Origin of the sequence: Brevibacillus sp. HB1.4B (genome assembly GCF_013284285.1) — a bacterium.
GTDB lineage: Bacteria > Bacillota > Bacilli > Brevibacillales > Brevibacillaceae > Brevibacillus > Brevibacillus porteri.
On sequence record NZ_JABSUT010000003.1, the window covers coordinates 270,708 to 287,886 of the forward strand.

General features: G+C 47.6%; 19 protein-coding genes. 13 read left to right on the forward strand and 6 right to left on the reverse strand.

All coding sequences use genetic code 11. The annotated features are described in order from the left end of the window. Positions 1-91 precede the first annotated feature (91 nt). From HP398_RS09160 to HP398_RS09175, 4 genes are read left to right on the forward strand one after another with little or no spacing between them, the layout of a single operon-like run. Positions 92-625, forward strand: coding sequence for a TlpA family protein disulfide reductase (locus tag HP398_RS09160; protein WP_017247479.1), 534 nt, complete (start codon positions 92-94; stop codon positions 623-625). Beyond that, positions 622-2,406, forward strand: a complete 1,785-nt coding sequence (locus tag HP398_RS09165) for an ABC transporter ATP-binding protein (RefSeq protein ID WP_017247480.1) — start codon at positions 622-624, stop codon at positions 2,404-2,406. Before HP398_RS09160 ends, HP398_RS09165 begins: the two co-directional genes overlap by 4 nt. A gap of 15 nt (positions 2,407-2,421) precedes the next feature. Further along, positions 2,422-2,982, forward strand: coding sequence for a MauE/DoxX family redox-associated membrane protein (locus HP398_RS09170; protein ID WP_173622431.1), 561 nt, complete (start codon positions 2,422-2,424; stop codon positions 2,980-2,982). Between the two features lie 2 nt (positions 2,983-2,984). Then, the gene (locus HP398_RS09175) at positions 2,985-3,146 is read left to right on the forward strand and encodes a hypothetical protein (RefSeq protein WP_167403182.1); all 162 of its coding nucleotides are present in this window, start codon (positions 2,985-2,987) and stop codon (positions 3,144-3,146) included. A 273-nt stretch (positions 3,147-3,419) separates the two neighbouring features. Here HP398_RS09175 and HP398_RS09180 read toward each other — a convergent pair whose 3' ends face one another. The 5 genes from HP398_RS09180 to HP398_RS09200 all read right to left on the reverse strand — a co-directional run bounded on the left by HP398_RS09180 (position 3,420) and on the right by HP398_RS09200 (position 6,962). Then, positions 3,420-3,866: an acetyltransferase gene (locus HP398_RS09180; protein WP_173622432.1), complete on the reverse strand. Its 447-nt coding sequence runs from the start codon at positions 3,864-3,866 to the stop codon at positions 3,420-3,422. A 153-nt stretch (positions 3,867-4,019) separates the two neighbouring features. Next, a complete protein-coding gene (locus HP398_RS09185) occupies positions 4,020-4,961 on the reverse strand; it encodes a DUF4179 domain-containing protein (RefSeq protein ID WP_371736728.1) in 942 nt (313 codons plus the stop codon). Next, positions 4,945-5,463, reverse strand: coding sequence for a sigma-70 family RNA polymerase sigma factor (locus tag HP398_RS09190; RefSeq protein WP_048032061.1), 519 nt, complete (start codon positions 5,461-5,463; stop codon positions 4,945-4,947). The genes HP398_RS09185 and HP398_RS09190 overlap by 17 nt, the downstream gene beginning before the upstream one ends. Positions 5,464-5,561: 98 nt before the next feature. Next, positions 5,562-6,317, reverse strand: coding sequence for a Gmad2 immunoglobulin-like domain-containing protein (locus HP398_RS09195; RefSeq protein ID WP_173622433.1), 756 nt, complete (start codon positions 6,315-6,317; stop codon positions 5,562-5,564). Positions 6,318-6,530: 213 nt separating this feature from the next. Beyond that, positions 6,531-6,962: a hypothetical protein gene (locus tag HP398_RS09200; protein ID WP_017247487.1), complete on the reverse strand. Its 432-nt coding sequence runs from the start codon at positions 6,960-6,962 to the stop codon at positions 6,531-6,533. Positions 6,963-7,074: 112 nt separating this feature from the next. Here HP398_RS09200 and HP398_RS09205 point away from each other — a divergent pair, with 112 nt between their 5' ends. Beyond that, positions 7,075-8,181 carry a peptidylprolyl isomerase gene (locus tag HP398_RS09205; protein ID WP_173622434.1) on the forward strand — a complete coding sequence of 369 codons (1,107 nt, stop codon included), beginning with the start codon at positions 7,075-7,077 and terminating at the stop codon, positions 8,179-8,181. A 78-nt stretch (positions 8,182-8,259) separates the two neighbouring features. Here the strand turns inward: HP398_RS09205 and HP398_RS09210 are convergent, their stop codons facing one another. Beyond that, entirely contained in the window at positions 8,260-9,291 is a 1,032-nt protein-coding gene (locus HP398_RS09210) for a superoxide dismutase (RefSeq protein ID WP_106833333.1), read from the reverse strand. Positions 9,292-9,461: 170 nt separating this feature from the next. Between HP398_RS09210 and racE the strand changes: the two genes are divergently transcribed. The 8 genes from racE to clpX all read left to right on the forward strand — a co-directional run bounded on the left by racE (position 9,462) and on the right by clpX (position 16,994). Next, on the forward strand, positions 9,462-10,274 hold the full coding sequence (racE, locus tag HP398_RS09215; RefSeq protein WP_173622435.1) for a glutamate racemase: 813 nt from the start codon (positions 9,462-9,464) through the stop codon (positions 10,272-10,274). Between the two features lie 96 nt (positions 10,275-10,370). Then, positions 10,371-11,423 carry a GerMN domain-containing protein gene (locus HP398_RS09220; RefSeq protein ID WP_173622436.1) on the forward strand — a complete coding sequence of 351 codons (1,053 nt, stop codon included), beginning with the start codon at positions 10,371-10,373 and terminating at the stop codon, positions 11,421-11,423. Positions 11,424-11,658: 235 nt separating this feature from the next. Then, on the forward strand, positions 11,659-12,420 hold the full coding sequence (gene rph / locus HP398_RS09225; RefSeq protein ID WP_017247492.1) for a ribonuclease PH: 762 nt from the start codon (positions 11,659-11,661) through the stop codon (positions 12,418-12,420). Further along, positions 12,413-13,006: an XTP/dITP diphosphatase gene (locus HP398_RS09230; protein WP_017247493.1), complete on the forward strand. Its 594-nt coding sequence runs from the start codon at positions 12,413-12,415 to the stop codon at positions 13,004-13,006. The genes rph and HP398_RS09230 overlap by 8 nt, the downstream gene beginning before the upstream one ends. 30 nt (positions 13,007-13,036) lie before the next feature. Next, positions 13,037-13,576 carry a metallophosphoesterase family protein gene (locus HP398_RS09235; RefSeq protein WP_017247494.1) on the forward strand — a complete coding sequence of 180 codons (540 nt, stop codon included), beginning with the start codon at positions 13,037-13,039 and terminating at the stop codon, positions 13,574-13,576. 125 nt (positions 13,577-13,701) lie between these two features. Next, the gene (gene tig / locus HP398_RS09240) at positions 13,702-14,994 is read left to right on the forward strand and encodes a trigger factor (RefSeq protein WP_017247495.1); all 1,293 of its coding nucleotides are present in this window, start codon (positions 13,702-13,704) and stop codon (positions 14,992-14,994) included. A gap of 132 nt (positions 14,995-15,126) precedes the next feature. Further along, complete coding sequence (gene clpP, locus HP398_RS09245) at positions 15,127-15,708, forward strand: ATP-dependent Clp endopeptidase proteolytic subunit ClpP (protein WP_007722241.1); 582 nt, start codon at positions 15,127-15,129, stop codon at positions 15,706-15,708. 20 nt (positions 15,709-15,728) lie between these two features. Further along, complete coding sequence (gene clpX, locus HP398_RS09250; protein WP_007722243.1) at positions 15,729-16,994, forward strand: ATP-dependent protease ATP-binding subunit ClpX; 1,266 nt, start codon at positions 15,729-15,731, stop codon at positions 16,992-16,994. The last annotated feature ends 185 nt before the right edge of the window (positions 16,995-17,179 follow it).

Genomic DNA, 17,179 nt, shown 5'->3' on the forward strand with positions numbered 1-17,179 from the left:
TGACAAAACTAGAATATTATGGTATTTTCTCTGTAAAAATATGTTACGCCTCTCGTATAATCTCGAGTCGCATGGAAGGGGATCGATAGATTTGCTCATAGCCTTAAACCTGATCTTTCTACTTATCTTTGCCTTTATATTGGCAAAACTTCTCACCCTATTAAAACAAACCCAGAGACAGGTCCATCACTTCCACCCTTTCATCCCGGAAACAGGACCGGCAATCGGCACCAAACTACAATCACTACCTTTCCGCACGCTAAACGGCCAAGAGCAACAACTAAACCATTTGCCCCGCCCACTGATCGTAAACTTCACACATACAGGCTGCGGGCACTGTGCCAATCATGTGCACGAACTATTGTCAGAGGGAGGGGTACTCACAGATGCATCCGTTATCATCTCAACAGAATCCGAGCACATATCGACTTCCCAATGGCTGCGAGAAAACAACATATCCGGCATCCCTGTACTGATTGGCAACGAACCGATGCTTGAAACCTACCAGATCAATCATTTCCCAAGCGTTTTTGTGATCGACGAACAGGACGTCATTCGTGCCAAACCAATAACCGCCGTGGAAACCAAAAATAAGCTCCTGGCGCTAGCAGGTGAGGCAGTATGACGCGTTCCTATTTTACAAAAACGGTTCGATTGATTTGGGCACATGGCAAGCTATGGCTCATTTGTTCCATTGCCCTCAGAATCATCCTGGCATTTTCCCCGTTGGCTACGATCTGGATCATGAAAGAAATGGTGAACGAGGTTACAGCCATTGCGTTAGATCAGACGGATAATTACCAGCCATTGCTATGGCTGCTTGCGGGATTGTTTTCCGTGACGCTGGTGACCAATGCGTTGGAAACGGTCTTGCGCATTCTCGATGCCCACACGGAGCAACGACTGGAATATCATTTGGAGCATATGGTAGCAAAGAAGGCAGCATCTGTTCCGCTCTCTTATTTCGATGATCCGGAATTTTACAATCACCATCACCGCATCCGGGCAGAGGCAATGGGGGAACGCTTTCTGGACCCAGTGGAAAGGGTGTTGGATCTCGGGAAAAATCTGATTACTCTGATTTCCTATGCGGTGTTTTTGCTTAGCATTCACTGGGGATTGGCAGTGATGAGCTTGCTAGCTGTGATCCCGCTGCTCATTGTCCAAATCAAATTTGGTATGTCGGAATACTTTCTCGCAAGGCTCCAGACGCCAGAGATACGCGAAGCTTCTTATATCAGTTCAATCCTGAATGAGCGCGACAGCTCAAAAGAGGTCCGACTGTTTCAGCTAAAGGACTTTTTGCTAGGCAGATGGTCTCGCCTGTATTTGAAAAATATGAAAGAGGTACTTCGTCTGCTCCACCGCAGGGAAAAAGCACTGATTCTCTCAGGGATTTTTACCTCCTCGATGTATATTGGCTGCTTGGGATTGGTCGTATCGCTACTTCGTGCGAGCGCCCTGAAGGTAGGGGATTTTGTAGCCATTGCACAAGCAGTACAGAATACGCAGCAGCTACTTTCGCTCATGACCTTTAACCTCGCACATATCGTCAACAGATGCTTGTACATCGCTGATCTGTTTGACTTTCTGGAATATGAGGATAAAACGATTCCGCAGCTCACTGGAAAAGCTGAGTTTCCCACGAAGCTGCAATCTGGTATTACTTTTGATCGGGTTTCGTTTTGCTATCCCAAAATGGAGCGCAATGTGATCAATGAAGTTTCCTTTACGATTAAGCCGGGGGAGCGTATTGCGATTGTTGGCGATAATGGCTCAGGAAAAACGACGCTCGTCAAATGCTTAATGGGGCTTTATCCGATCCATTCGGGTAATATTCTGTTTGACAATCAGTCGATTCATGAGCTCGATATTTCCGACCTGCAACGAAATATTACGGTCATTTTCCAAGACTTCATTCGGTACAATTTCACTGCTGGAGAGAACATCACCATTGGGAGAGTGACGCAGGAAATCAATCCCGCGCAGATGAGACAAGTAGCGGTTGAAACCGGTGCAGATACCTTTATACGCAAGCTTCCCAGTGGATACGATACGATTTTGGGTCGGACGCTACAGGACGGCGAAGACCTGTCAGGCGGACAGTGGCAGAAGATAGCCTTGTCTCGGGCTTTGTACAGAAGAGGAGAGATTTTTATTCTGGACGAGCCTACGGCTGCACTTGATCCGCAGGCAGAGCTGGAAGTATTTCAGCAGTTTGATTCTCTCACACAGAACAAGACGGCGATTTTTATTTCCCATCGGATGGCTGCAGCACGAATGGCGGATCGGATTTTTGTCATGAAGCAAGGTCAGCTGATCGAAGTAGGGCATCATGATGAGCTAATGGATGCAAACGGAGAATATTCGCGTATGTACCGCATGCAGGCGAAATGGTTTGCGTAACGTAGGAGGGGTGTTATGGAAGAGCTTGGTCTGCTGTTTCGGCTGATTCTCGCCTTTTTATTTCTCAGCACGTTTGTATCAAAAATAAGCGATATGGGCACGCATTTGTCCATTGTGCGCGCCTATCAGATCATACCTTATTCGTGGTCAAAAAGCTTTACGTATATGGATCTGGTGCTGCAAGCCGCTGTAGCGATTTCCTTGTTGATCGGTCTTTTTACAACGCTGGGACTGTCCTTGGCGGTTTTGTTGCTGGGGGCGTACACACTTGCGATCAGTATCAATCTAGCAAGAGGCAGAAAGAAGATTTCATGCGGATGCGGCGGAATGGCGGGAAACCATTTTTTATCGTGGAAGCTCGTTTTGCGTAACCTGGTATTCATCAGTATGGCCGTCTATGTAGATCAATGGAGCGGGGGCTGGGCGAGTGTTGACCATTATGTATTATCTGGCAATTTCGGATTTGCTAACTGGGTAATCGCTATCTTCTTTTCGAGTGTGTGCATCTCACTGCTCATGGCTATTAGCGGAGAAATCAGTACGTTCCAACATATTTTGCGAAAAAGGCAGGGATGAACATGTCTACAGGCTGGGTGATTGGGTTTGCGGTATTATGGGTGACGGTCATTGCGATTTTGGTTGTCCTGTTTCAAGTATTAAAGGTACTCGGGACATTCATTAACAAAATGGAAGCAGCAGAAGAGAATAGTAGAAGAAGCGACAAAAATATTACTTCTTGAAATTTCAGAAAACGCTTTCGATTTTCATATAAGTATTGTATTATATTCCTGATGATACAAATTATGTAAAAAAAGAGGTGATAAGCATGTTCAAGAAATTACTTCAAAAGCTCGGAGCAAGTGCGTTTGCAGGATGCCAAAAAGGGTGCGTAAGAAATGGCCCTTTGTGTGAATGCCCTTGGTAGTATTTCAGGCAAATAAGTAGAGCAAGACTGTCTCGCAAGTAGAGAATTCTACTACAGGAGACAGTCTTGTTTTTTGAACAAGCGAAAATTAACGTTGTAAATCTAAATGAAGCAAAGGAAACGGCCTTCCCGAACCATCCAGTTCAGATCGTCCTGTTTGCACAAACCCATACCGTTTGTAGAAAGCGTGAGCGCCTTCGTTTTGCTCGTTGACATCTACTTTCAGATTAGGGCCATACTTGCGTTCCGCATGTTCGAGTAATCTGCTGCCAATCCCTTTTCCGTGGTATTCTGGATCAACGAACAGCATTTCGATTTTCGCTCCATCGAGGCCAATAAAGCCTACAGGCTCTTTCTTTTCGTTTACTTCCATCCATATCTCAACGGCAGATAGTGCTTCATTTTTTACCATGTTTTTATAAAACTCAATATCTTCTTTCGTCAAAAAATGGTGAGTACGGCAAACAGCACGATACCAAATATCTACCAATTGATCACGATAGCTGGCTTCATAAACAACAGTTTTGGTATTCATCATGAAACCTCCCGATTCAAACTAGAAAACAAAAAAGAGCGCTCTTGAGAGCTTATTATATAGAGTCGCTAGGAACTTTTCTATCATGTTCACAGCTTTTCTATCCTCCCAGAATAATCTGACGATTGATAAGAGGGAAGGGGGAGGGGAACCCTACCTCGCCACAATCCCCCCAGGCACCTCCAAATACTCTCTCTTCTCCACGAACAGCGGCTCTACAACCCCAAACTCATGCTTTAACTGCTTCATTTTCTCCTGAGCCTCCGCTTCCGTCCGATAGTACCCCGCCTCGACAAAGTATCCACCTTGCTTGTCCTTCAATACCCGCATATTGTCCGCGACCAGCAGAGATTCCTCCATAGCCCCGAGCGTCTCTCCATACGGCACGGAAGCAGTGCGCACCGCGTACACAGGCTGCTGCTTTTCTGGCGATACTTCTACTGGCGAAATCGTGATCACAACCTGTGCGGGTTGCTTATACTCTTTCACTTCATAAGCAATCGCTTCTTTAAAAGTCACATTAAACCGCACCAGAGAATCGTCCAATGAAATGATCTCGTAGGCGTCTTCGATATACGGGCTTTGCTTCAATGTCTCGAAATCTTTGACAGCCGAAAATCTTCTCGCACCGCCAACAGCAAACGTCATCGTATTCGGATATTCTGTAAAACTTACGTGGAAGGAGCTGGCGTTCTGCTGTACCTCATTATTCTGGGTAAAGTTCAAGATGATGCTTTCCCGGTCTCCTTGCTTCTGTACCGTAATGAAGCTAACATCTACGGCATCCTGAGGAGTACCGCCGCCTGCACTGCCTTTATTGAATTGTAATATTTTCACCAGCTTGCCCAGACCAGGTACGTTTTCCAAAGCACTTGCAAAAGCGGGCATCGTGTTCACGCTGACCGTGAAAAGAACAAAAACAGCGGCTGCGCTTACGCCAGCGTGCTTTACCCAACGCGTTCTTGCTTTCACGCGTTTTCGATGCAGCTTGCCACGTTCGATGGCTTGCTCGGTGACTGCCGCCAACTCTTCGGGAATTTCAATATCGTGATAGGCTTGTTTATAATCGTCCAGCTTTTTATCCAAGAGATTCACGCTCCCCAATGTTCACTTTCAATTTCTCCAGTCCGCGGTAAATGATCGACTTTACGGAACTGAGGGGTATGTCTAGCACATCGGCAATGTCCTTGATGGGCATGTCTTCGAAATATCTCAGCATAATGACCGTTCTGGATTTTTCATCGAGCTGGCCTAAGGCATCATGCAAGTCGATGACATCTTCTCGCGGTTTCTGCTCGTAGCTGCCTTCATGTTCTTTATCCATATAAACGACTTTTTTTGCTTTGCGTATGTGATCCAAGGCGCAGTTGACGGCAATTTTGGTCAGCCAGGTTTGAAAATATTGCGGCTGCTTCAATTTGTGTACGGAGATAAAGGCGCGGTAGACAGTCTCCTGCACAATTTCCAGCGCGTCTTCCTTGTTTCGTACATAAGTAAAAGCCATGCGATATATTTTTTCTCTATTCTCTTGGATCAGAAGAGTAAAGCTGTCTTCATCACCGGAAATGGCTCTTTGTGCCAGTTCAGTTTGATTCACGATGCTGCACACCCTCCTTACTGAATACGTTAGGTTCTTCCTTACTTCTCGAAAATAATCCCGCAGCGCGAGACACACTGCGGGAGCGTAGATCCTTTTTATCCTTGCTGCAATGGAAGTACCATTTTATTTTTCATTTCGCCGCTTTCTTGATCGATTTCAAACAGTTCGAGGGTGCTTGGCTTATTTTTAGATAGATTGCTCAGCGGAATGACAATCTCCTGAGAGAATTCACCCCATTCCGGGCCGCCTTTCGATGCTGTTCCAAAGCCTTTGGCAATTACTTGTTCGCCTTGCTTCACGGCATATTGATAGGTGCCTTCGAAAACACTAGCTTCGCCAGATACTTTGTACACGACAGTTGTTGCCGCAAGCTTCAGGTTACGAAATACGTTATTGTTTTTTACTTTATCGGAGCTATCTAATGGAATGGAAAGCTTGTTGATGATCGCGCCGTTCTCTTGGTTGATTTCAAACATCTCGAGCATCAATGGCTCGTTTCCGATCAGTTCGCTTGTTGGAATCTTAATCGTTTGCGCAAAAGTTCCCCATTCCGGGCCACCTTTTGAAGCTGTGCCGAATCCTTTTGCCAAGACGTGTTTCCCTTGCTTGACTGCGTATTGGTATGTTCCTTCAAAAACACTCGCTTCCCCTTGTAAGGTGTACAGTAGAGCAGGCTCCGCTAGTTTGATATTCCGGAACATAGTTTGCTTGGCAGCTTCGTTTGTTTTTGTTTCTTGCTGCGTGGTTACTGGGGTAACAGCTTGGTTAGCCCAAGTAGTGCCGAGAGCTCCAGCAAAAACAGAGCAAGTCAAAATAGAAGCAGCAAATACAGTGATGGTTTTTTTATTCATGGTATGTCTCTCCCTTATATGGCATATGGCTGTCATGATTGATTGTTTTTAGTTGTAGCTTCATGAAGTTTACATGGGTTAGACGGGGGAGGGATGCAAAAAGACGCAACAGATTTTATGGAAAAAAACAGAAAAACCGTCGAACTCGGTTTAACCGAAATACGACGTTTTTATCATTTTATCAAGAAACAAGGTTGCGAGTGGGGAGGTGAATCATATCATGCTACACACCTGTCCGACGGCTACCGCATTTGGTAGGTTACCTACTGGAATAGAAGTGATGATGGTGTTGGTTATGGTATTGATGACGGATACGTTATTACCAAGGTTGTCGAGAGTACCTGAATTCGTCACATAAGCGTACACCCGACAAGTATAGATGGAACTGATCGCACAAATCGGGATCATACGTGTGCCAAAATCCCCAGTAAGAATCACACTGCCTTTATCGACTCGGAAAACACTTCCTTGTAGTCGCTTCAGTTTCTTCCGTAAATCTTGAAAGCAGTTTGGGCTACCTGATTCAGATGGCACGGTGAATTTTTCAACCTTCATTTCCACTTTCTCTGCTTCGATCTTGATTTCATCTGCATATAGCTTGTCTCTGTCTGCACCTTTTTCTGGATCGTTCCGTTCATTCGCCATACATACGCACAACGTTAATGACTGAATATTAAAAATGTTATCGTCAATTGAAATCAGATTAGGCTATACTATTCTTGTGTAAAAATCTTCTAATTTAGTGGGGGCGGAAAGAATGAAAAAACTCGTTTCTCTGGCAGTCGTTGCAAGTATTGCGATCCCGTTACTGAGTCCGACTTTTGTCCAACATGCTGCTGCAAACCCTATTCATGACTATCGTAACGAAGTTCAGGTCAACCAGTTCCGCCCACATGGGGGAGATAAGCAGGAAGTAAATGATTTCATCGCATCCCTGGTGAAGCAACGATCCAAACCTGCTGAGGTAGCAAAGCTGGTAGTAGGTGACTCCATGACGAATTTTGCGATGAAAACCTATGTGGAAGGATTGGCGAAATACAAAAACATTCAGGTGATCGAAGCAAAAGTGGACAAGCTGTACACCGTCACGAAAGAGGATGCCTACAATAACTACCGCGCGATTGTGAAATTTAAATACGTCGGGTATACCGCAGATAACAAGGCCATTGAAAAAACGGATTATCTTGGCTTGGCCAGACTCGGGACAGACCCGGTGAACTGGAAGGCGTGGGGCGTCATTTGGCAGGACTCTGGCATCGATGTGTCAGATGTGAAGCTGATTCAGTTGGAGAAGCCACGCAAAGGCGAAGAAATATGCGTGATCACGACTGATGCCGGTGTGATCAAGCTGAGACTGTTCCCGAACAAAGCTCCAAAAGCGGTGGGAAACTTTAAGACTCTGGCGAAAAAAGGGCAATACAACAATATGATATTTCACCGTGTGATCAACGATTTCATGATTCAGGCAGGAGATTTGAAAGGGCCGGATGGGAAGGAGCTGCCGAGTATTTACGGAGAGTCTTTTGAGGACGAATTTAGCCGAGATCTGTTCAACTTCAGAGGAGCGCTCAGTATGGGGAACGCGGGACCAAATACGAACAGCACACATTTCTATATTGTACAGAGCCCCAAGGTAGATCAGGAGTATCTCGATTTGTCGGCGCTGCCGTTGAATGCAGAAGCGAAGTATAAAGAAATTGGCGGACGAGCTTACCTCGACAATCGCCACACTGTTTTTGGTCATGTATTTTCCGGGATGGAAGTCGTAGACAAGATCGCTGCCCAGAAAACAGATGAGAACGCCAAGCCCATCCAAAATCCGGTCAAGGTGCAAAAGATCGAATTTGTCCCGTATAACGAATAAGCTTAGCCAGCAAAAGCCCCCTCTCATTCCTGTCATTTGGGATGACGAGGGGGTTTGTCAATGAAGGGGAGATACAAGTTAATACGGCTCCCAGCGTAGTTTTCGTGCTTTCTCGAATCGCTCTTCCACATATGGCCAGTTGACGATATTCCACCAGTTTTCTACATACTTGTCTCGCTGGTTTTGATACGCCAGGAAATAGGCATGCTCCCATACGTCCAGAGCCAGTAGCGGAATCACATCCCATTGTGACAGGTTCTGGTGCTTTTCGGCTGTTAGAATCTCTAGATGATGTGCTCGCGGGGACCAAACAAGGATTGCCCACCCAGGACCTTCTACCTTTTCTGCCGCCTGACTAAATTGTCTCTTAAAGGCGTCGTACGAACCGAAATACCGATTGATTGCCGCTGCGAGATCACCGGAGGGCGTGCCACCCCCATTTGGACTCATGGATGGCCAAAAGATCGTATGCAAGTAATGACCGGCCCCATTAAAGGCTAGCTCGCGTGCCCAATGGCGTACGAGATCGAAGTTGCCACTTTCTCGCGCCTCTGCCAGCTTCCGCTCTGCTGTATTGAGATCGTCTACATACTTTTGGTGTAGCTTGTTGTGATGGATTTGCATGGTAGCTTCATCGATGTACGGCTCCAAAGCGTTGTAGGCATAAGGGAGCGGCGGGAGGGTATGTCGGCCGACAGCCACGGGGCGTGCCGCACGGACTGGCTCACGTGCACCGGGATAGGAAACGGGTTCTGGCTCTACAGGCACTTGTACTTCTTCCGCCACCGCTGGCTGTGCATTCATTGATTCCTGAACAGGTTCCCTCACCTCTCCTTCCAGATGCTCATCTTCACTCAACTGAGCCAGTCGTAAAAAGTGATGGAATTGCTCCTGTACCTGTTCTGCGCGAGTGATGAGAACAGGGAGTTCGTCGCTTTCTGTTGTCGAATCAAGCTTCGAGGCTTGCCTTCCGATCACTGTAAATGTTTCTTCGAATTTGTGCAGATGCCGTTCGAGTTCTCGGTTGAGGGTCTTATGTCTTCGCAAATGCTCGATCCATTGTCGGCCCCATTGGCTCCAGTCCAACAAATTTTTGGCTTCTTCTACCAAAAGATTCTCCTCCTCGTGGGCACATCATCTCTCCCCACATTATGAAAGGCGCCTAGAGAAGGTGCGACATTTGCGGAGTACAAGAAATTTCATCTCCGCATATGGTAGTAGCACAAATGTTTGAGTGGTATGCTGTACTATATTCATTTCAACAGGGGAGACACATTAGCATGAGTAGAGAACGAGCGATTGCCGTTATTGATTCAGGAGTGGGAGGATTAACTGTTGCGAAGGAAGTCATGCGTCAGCTACCCGAAGAACGGATTGTTTATGTAGGCGATAATGCCCGTTGTCCGTATGGCTCCAAATCGCCGGAAGAGATTCGTGCCTACAGCTTTCAAATGGTCGAATATGTGATGCGTACACCGTTAAAAGCATTGGTGATCGCCTGTAATACTGCTACTGCCGTCGTGCTGGAGGAAGCGATGGAGGATTTGCCACTGCCCGTCATTGGGGTGATTGAGCCAGGGGCACGTGCGGCTGTACAAGTGACGAAAAACGGAAGGGTCGGTGTCATCGGGACAGAAACGACTATTCGTACCAAGGCGTATGAGCGTGCGCTTTTACGGATTCAACCGGATCTGTACGTCTCAGGCATGGCTTGTCCCGCATTTGTGCCACTGGTGGAGAGCCACATGGCGAACTCGGAGGAAGCAAGAAGAGTCGTAAAAGAAACGCTCGCCCCGTTCTTGCACGAAGATTTGGACACGTTAATTTTGGGTTGTACACACTATCCATTGCTCGCACCGGTCATTTCGGAAGTGATGGGAGATCGAGTACGCTTGATCAACTCCGCAGAAGAGACAGCGCGAGAATTGTCCATGCAAATTGCGACGGACGCCGAAAGCAAGCAAATAGAGCGTCCGGAACATCTGTTTGTGACGAGTGGGGACGCCCACAAATTCCGGACCATTGCAGAAGAATGGCTGGATTGCAAAGTGAACGTCCAGCACAACTCATTGGAAAAAACCGTCCATCCCTGATGGAAGACCTTGTCTAGCGAGACAAACTTTCAACGCATAAACCCAAGCCTAGCTCGTATACATGGTAGTACAAAGTGTCTGGAGGAGGCTGGGGTAATGAAGATAAGGCACATCGGGAAAATGACGGCCGTGCTGGGGGTTAGCGCAGTGCTTTTGTCGGGCTGCGGTCTCTTTGGCCCGGAAAAGGAAACGATTCGTATTGATGCACCACCACAGTCAGAGGTATCAGTTGATTTGCCAAACGGCACGCCGACCCCGGATGCTGCAAAAGAAGGTGCACAACCGGTCGTTCAGGAGACCGGAGAGAGAATGGTGTATTTGCAGGATGCTAACGGATACATCGTTCCTGTCTCGATGACTCTTCCGAAATCAGAAGGTCCTGCCAAACAAGTATTGAGCTACATGGTAAAAGGTGGTCCGGTAGAGAGCATGCTCCAGGGTGGCTTCTCCGCTGTCTTGCCGAAAGGGACAGAAGTAAAAGGACTTGTCATCAAAAATGGCGTAGCCACTGTCGATTTTTCCAAAGACTTCAAAACGTACGAGGAAAAAGACGAGAAGAAAATTGTCGATGCAGTCACCCGGGCGTTGACGGAATTTAGCAACGTCAAGACTGTACAAATTTGGGTGAACGGAACGCCGTTGACGGAAATGCCAGCAGCCAAAACACCGATAACGCTATTAGACCGGAATCAAGGAGTCAATCTCGAATTGGGCGATGGGGCGGTACCAGGAGATACCTCCAGCATAACGGTTTATTTCCAAGGACAGCTGGATGATACACGTACGTATTATGTCCCAGTCACTCGCCTGGTTCCTGAAACGGCTGACATCGCCAAGGCAACCGTTGAAGAGTTGATCAAAGGACCGAAACAAGGGTCTCAGCTCTTTAGTTCCTTGCTGCGTACGACACGTGTTCTGGATGTGAAGCAGGAAAAAGAGTTGGTGACAGTCAATTTGAGCAGTGACATCCTCAAGTATGACGATGGTAAGGAAGCGAGCCCAGAAGCTCTGCAATCACTGGTCTTGTCATTGACAGAAACGACAGGAGCCAAGCAAGTGCAGCTGCTGGTGGAAGGAAAACCGCTAGCCAGTGGTGAGTTTACCAAGCCAGTGAGCCGCCCGGTTCAGCTCAATCCCATACAGATGTAAGGAACGAGCCACGCCCGTATTAACGAGCGTGGTTTTTGTTCGCCACTTGCTTGCTTGTCACCAGCGCTTACAGTCCTCCAGCCGCCAAGGAGCAACCGATGTCTGCTTGAAATTTTTATTCAAGAATATTTGCAATTAACGTAAATAAGGAAGAGGCGTTTGTGCAGTGGCAGATCGTTTCCCGCCTCTGGTATAATGAGCGGAGTGTAACAAAGTGATTTAGGAGGAACTTGGAATGAGAGTGGATGGCCGTGCCCATGATCAATTGCGTCCTGTAACCATTACGCGCAATTACATTAAACACGCAGAAGGATCGTGCCTAATTGAAGTCGGAGACACAAAGGTGATTTGTACGGCGACTTTGGAGGACCGGGTGCCGCCTTTTATGCGTGGTGGCGGGAAGGGCTGGATCACAGCCGAGTATTCCATGCTTCCCCGAGCAACAGCGACCCGCAACGCGCGTGAGTCGTCCAAAGGAAAAGTCGGTGGACGCACAATGGAGATTCAGCGTCTGATCGGACGTGCTCTGCGATCCGTTGTGAACCTTGAAGCAATGGGTGAACGCACCATTTGGTTGGATTGCGATGTCATCCAGGCAGACGGAGGTACGCGGACAGCTTCGATTACCGGAGCCTTCGTGGCAATGGTAGACGCGATGCAAAAGCTGGTGGATAGTGGCACCTGGAAGCAGCTGCCGCTCAATGACTTCCTGGCAGCGACCTCAGTAGGGGTTGTCGGTGAGGAAGCAGTGCTCGATCTCAACTACAAAGAAGATTCTACAGCGATTGTCGACATGAATGTCGTCATGACGGGAAAAGGAAAGTTTGTCGAGCTGCAAGGAACAGGGGAAGATGCTCCGTTTTCACCTGAACAGCTACAAGAAATGATTGCCCTTGCAAAAGTTGGCATTGACAACTTGATTAACAGTCAAAAAGAGGCGCTCGCTGATGTTTCGCTCTCTTTTGCACAATCAGTAGCGGAGGAAAGTCATGCCTAATCGAAAAAAAGTCGTTCTTGCAACACGTAACCAAGGAAAAGTGAAAGAATTCAACAGGCTGTTCGCAGATGCTGGCTGGGAAGGAATTAGCCTCGCTGAATTTGACGGTGTGCCCGAGGTAGTAGAAGACAAGGACACCTTCGAAGGAAACGCGCTGAAAAAAGCAATCGAAATCTCTACATACTTGAAAATGCCAGCCCTCGGTGACGATTCTGGTCTGGAAGTAGATGCGCTGGAAGGACGCCCAGGGGTTTACTCCGCACGCTTTGCCGGGGAAGAGGCAACAGACGAGCAGAATTGGCGTAAATTGTTGAAAGAGCTGGAAGAGGTGTCGACAGAGGAACGCACAGCCCGCTTTCGTTGTACGTTGGCGTTGGTGATTCCTGGCGAGGAGCCAATCATTGCCACTGGCGCTTGTGAGGGTGTGATCGCGCGTGAGTCAAAAGGGACAAACGGCTTCGGATACGATCCGGTATTCTACATTCCATCGATGGACAAAATGATGGCTGAACTCATGCCAGAAGAAAAGAACCAGATCAGCCACCGCGCTCGTGCCATGCAGCAGCTGCTTGAAGTCATCAAGTAGACAAGAGAGAAAACAGGAGAGTGAGGCGTGATGGGAATTCTCATCATGAGCGATAGCCACGGCTTGGTTCGGGAAGTAAGCCAGGTCGTCAACCGACATCATGTCGAAAAAATTTTGCATTGTGGCGATTTTTGTGTCGACCATAAGCGCGAGCCGTTTTCCAACATGACGCTTGTCCGAGGCAATTGCGATTCGACACAAGAGGTGCCGACTGAGCAAGAGACCGAATGGCGCGACCTTCACATCCTGCAAACGCACGGGCATCTTTTCGGAGTGAAAGGCTCTCTTCTGCGCCTTCATTACCGTGCAGAAGAGGTAGGAGCAAATGTAGTTGTATTCGGTCACTCTCATGTACCTGTCTGTGGCGTCGAGAGAGACATCTTGTTTCTGAATCCGGGCAGCTTGCAAATGCCGCGAGGTTTTCACGTACCGACATATGCTCTTTTAGAAGAGACAGGAACGAGTCCGACAGAAGTTTACATATCCGTGGCGTTTTATGATCATTTAGGCAACCCGGTTCCACAATTGGGAGGGAACTATTCTGTTCGTCGACCAATGAGGTCTTCTTGAAAACTAAAAGATTTGTGCTATACTAGAATGGTTATAATGGCTAGAATATTATCATCCGAGCCTGCGAAGATACCATGGCGCGGCTGGCGATGTTCTGTTGATTCGATTTAGGAGGGGAAGTTTACGTGGCAGCAAATTGGGAAAAGGTAGAGAATAACCAGGGAGTCCTGACGATTGAAGTAGATGCTACGCAAGTAGACGCAGCATTGGATCAAGCGTTTAAAAAAGTGGTTCAAAAAGTTCAAGTTCCAGGATTCCGTAAAGGAAAAGTACCACGCAAAATGTTCGAATCCCGTTTTGGTGTAGAATCTTTGTACCAAGACGCTCTTGACATTCTGCTTCCAACTGCATACGGACAAGCTGTTCGTGAAGCTGGTATCGAGCCAGTAGATCGTCCAGAAGTAGACGTAACGCAAATGGAACAAGGGAAAAACCTGATCTTCAAAGCGACTGTAACTGTGAAGCCTGAAGTGAAGCTGGGCGACTACAAAGGTCTGTCCATCGAAGATAAAGACTTCTCTGTAACTGAAGAGAGCGTTGACGCTGAACTGAAGCGTATGCAAGAGCGTCATGCTGAGCTCGTAGCAGTAGAAGAAGGCGCAGCACAAACAGGCGATATCGCTGTAATCGATTTCGAAGGCTTCCAAGACGGAGTAGCTTTTGAAGGCGGTAAAGCGGAAGATTACTCTCTGGAACTGGGTTCCGGTACTTTCATCGCAGGGTTCGAAGAGCAACTGGCTGGCTTGAACATCGGCGAAGAAAAAGAAATTACCGTAACTTTCCCTGAAGAATACCACTCTCCTAACCTCGCTGGTAAAGAAGCGGTATTCCAAGTAAAGCTGAACAGCCTGAAGCGCAAAAACCTGCCTGCTTTGGATGATGAGTTTGCCAAAGACGTGAGCGAGTTCGACACGCTGGAAGAGCTGAAAGCAGACACCAAGAAAAAACTCGAAGAAAAAACAGCGCAAGAAAAAGATCAATATGTTCGTGAGCAACTCGTTCTGAAAGCAGCTGAAAGCGCTGAGATCGATTTGCCAGCAGTAATGGTTGAGCATGAATTGGATCAAATGGTAAATGAATTTGGTCAACGTCTGCAATACCAAGGCATGACGCTGGAACTGTACTACCAGTTCTCCGGCATGGATGAGAGCCAACTGCGTGATCAATTGCGTGCAGACGCAACATCCCGCGTTCGCACTTCCTTGACTTTGGAAGCAATCGGCAAAGCAGAAAACATCGAAGCAACAGAAGAAGATGTAACTGCAGAACTCGAGAAACTGGCTGGCGTATACGGCCGCCCAGCAGACGAGCTGCGCAAAATCTTCTCCGCACAAGATGGCATGGCTGCTCTGTACCGCGATGTGCAAACTCGCAAAACAGTAGATTTGCTGGTTGCAGAAAGCAAAGTAACAGCATAAGCTTAGAAGAACGCATGATTGGTCAGTGGGCAGGCTAACCCTGAGCGCTGGCTGTCAAGACCACAAGGCACGAGTGTATCGTGCCTTGTTTTTCCACCATTGACTTTTTTCGGCAAAGGAGGAAAATACATAATGTTAATCCCTATGGTCATCGAGCAAACAAGCAGGGGCGAGCGCTCCTATGATATTTACTCGCGCCTCCTGAAAGACCGGATTATTCTCTTGGGCACCGAGATTGATGATGAAATCGCCAATCTTGTTGTTGCTCAGCTGCTTTTCTTGCAGGCAGAAGATCCGGACAAAGACATATCGCTATACATAAACTCTCCAGGTGGTTCTGTTACAGCAGGAATGGCCATCTATGACACCATGCAGTACATCAAACCGGATGTGTCCACGATTTGTGTGGGCATGGCTGCCAGCATGGGTGCTTTCCTGTTGGCTGCTGGTGCAAAAGGCAAGCGCTTCGCTCTGCCAAATGCCGAAGTAATGATTCACCAACCGCTCGGTGGTGTGCGTGGGCAAGCAGAAGACATCCGTATTCATGCGGAATGGATTATGAAAACGAAGCGCCAGCTAAATGAGATTTTGTCTGAGCGGACAGGTCAGCCTTATGAACGCGTAGAGCAAGATACAGATCGCGATAATTTCATGAGCGCAGAAGAAGCAAAGGCCTACGGATTGATTGACTCTATTATCGAACGCAAAAACTGACCCGTTGTGAGGTGAAGCGCATGTTTAAGTTTAACGACGACAAAGGCCAACTGAAGTGTTCCTTCTGCGGCAAGTCCCAGGAACAGGTGCGCAAGCTGGTAGCTGGTCCTGGTGTTTACATTTGTGACGAATGTATCGAACTGTGCAATGAAATTGTACAGGAAGAACTGGGCACTGAAGAAGAAATCGATATGAAAGAAATTCCAAAGCCAGTGGAAATTCGCAAAATCTTGGACGACTATGTCATCGGTCAAGATATGGCGAAGAAGTCCTTGTCTGTAGCGGTGTACAACCACTACAAACGGATTAATTCCGGGGCGAAGATCGAGGATGTGGAACTGCAAAAATCCAACATCATGCTGATCGGTCCGACTGGTAGCGGAAAAACGTTGCTCGCGCAAACATTGGCGCGCATTCTGAATGTACCTTTCGCGATTGCGGACGCAACTTCTCTGACAGAGGCAGGCTATGTGGGTGAAGATGTTGAAAACATCTTGCTCAAGCTCATCCAGGCTGCTGACTATGATGTTGAGAAGGCTGAAAAAGGAATCATTTACATCGACGAGATTGATAAGGTAGCCCGCAAATCGGAAAACCCATCCATCACGCGTGATGTATCTGGTGAAGGCGTTCAACAAGCGCTTTTGAAAATTTTGGAGGGGACCGTTGCGAGTGTGCCACCACAAGGCGGACGCAAGCATCCTCACCAAGAGTTCATCCAAATCGACACGTCGAACATTTTGTTCATCTGCGGCGGTGCATTTGATGGCGTCGAGCAGATTATCAAGCGTCGTTTGGGTAAAAAAGTCATCGGTTTCGGTGCAGACTTCGGCGATGGCGTAAAAGGCGATCTAAAAGCCGGAGAATACCTGAAATACATTTTGCCGGAAGACCTGCTGAAATTTGGTCTGATTCCGGAGTTCGTCGGTCGTTTGCCAGTGCTGGCTACCTTGGAGCCGCTGGATGAGGAGACGCTCGTGCGTATCCTGACAGAGCCGAAAAACTCTTTGGTGAAACAGTACCAAAAACTGCTGAGTCTCGACGGTGTTGAGCTGGAGTTCGATAACGGTGCGCTCATGCAAATCGCGAAAGAAGCGATTAAGCGCAACACTGGTGCGCGCGGCCTGCGTGCGATTATCGAACAAATCATGCTCGATATGATGTATGAGCTTCCTTCCAGAGAAGACGTCAACAAGTGCGTGATTACCGAAGAAACGGTTCGCGACAAAGTGAAGCCGCAATTGTTGACCAAAGAAGGCCAGGAATTGCACGAAGAAACAGCATAAGTATTGTCTACACAAACCATCTCGTTATAGGCGAGGTGGTTTTTTTGTTGTTGGTTTATGTCTACGCTTGCGGGGCAATACTACTTGATATCGTTCAAGAGAAGCTTTACATATGCACAAAACGGTCAGGAACGTGTTCCCCTCTCTTCGGGGGACAAAAGTTGACCGCAAGCGAAGACGCATGG

Excerpts from the sequence above, each read along its gene's own strand:
- HP398_RS09165 (WP_017247480.1), top strand. The coding sequence starts at position 622 with ATGACGCGTTCCTATTTTACAAAAACGGTTCGATTGATTTGGGCACAT.
- HP398_RS09170 (WP_173622431.1), top strand. The coding sequence starts at position 2,422 with ATGGAAGAGCTTGGTCTGCTGTTTCGGCTGATTCTCGCCTTTTTATTT.
- HP398_RS09175 (WP_167403182.1), top strand. The coding sequence starts at position 2,985 with ATGTCTACAGGCTGGGTGATTGGGTTTGCGGTATTATGGGTGACGGTC.
- HP398_RS09180 (WP_173622432.1), bottom strand. The coding sequence starts at position 3,866 with ATGAATACCAAAACTGTTGTTTATGAAGCCAGCTATCGTGATCAATTG.
- HP398_RS09195 (WP_173622433.1), bottom strand. The coding sequence starts at position 6,317 with ATGAATAAAAAAACCATCACTGTATTTGCTGCTTCTATTTTGACTTGC.
- HP398_RS09200 (WP_017247487.1), bottom strand. The coding sequence starts at position 6,962 with ATGGCGAATGAACGGAACGATCCAGAAAAAGGTGCAGACAGAGACAAG.
- HP398_RS09205 (WP_173622434.1), top strand. The coding sequence starts at position 7,075 with ATGAAAAAACTCGTTTCTCTGGCAGTCGTTGCAAGTATTGCGATCCCG.
- racE (WP_173622435.1), top strand. The coding sequence starts at position 9,462 with ATGAGTAGAGAACGAGCGATTGCCGTTATTGATTCAGGAGTGGGAGGA.
- HP398_RS09220 (WP_173622436.1), top strand. The coding sequence starts at position 10,371 with ATGAAGATAAGGCACATCGGGAAAATGACGGCCGTGCTGGGGGTTAGC.
- rph (WP_017247492.1), top strand. The coding sequence starts at position 11,659 with ATGAGAGTGGATGGCCGTGCCCATGATCAATTGCGTCCTGTAACCATT.
- HP398_RS09230 (WP_017247493.1), top strand. The coding sequence starts at position 12,413 with ATGCCTAATCGAAAAAAAGTCGTTCTTGCAACACGTAACCAAGGAAAA.
- HP398_RS09235 (WP_017247494.1), top strand. The coding sequence starts at position 13,037 with ATGGGAATTCTCATCATGAGCGATAGCCACGGCTTGGTTCGGGAAGTA.
- clpP (WP_007722241.1), top strand. The coding sequence starts at position 15,127 with ATGTTAATCCCTATGGTCATCGAGCAAACAAGCAGGGGCGAGCGCTCC.
- clpX (WP_007722243.1), top strand. The coding sequence starts at position 15,729 with ATGTTTAAGTTTAACGACGACAAAGGCCAACTGAAGTGTTCCTTCTGC.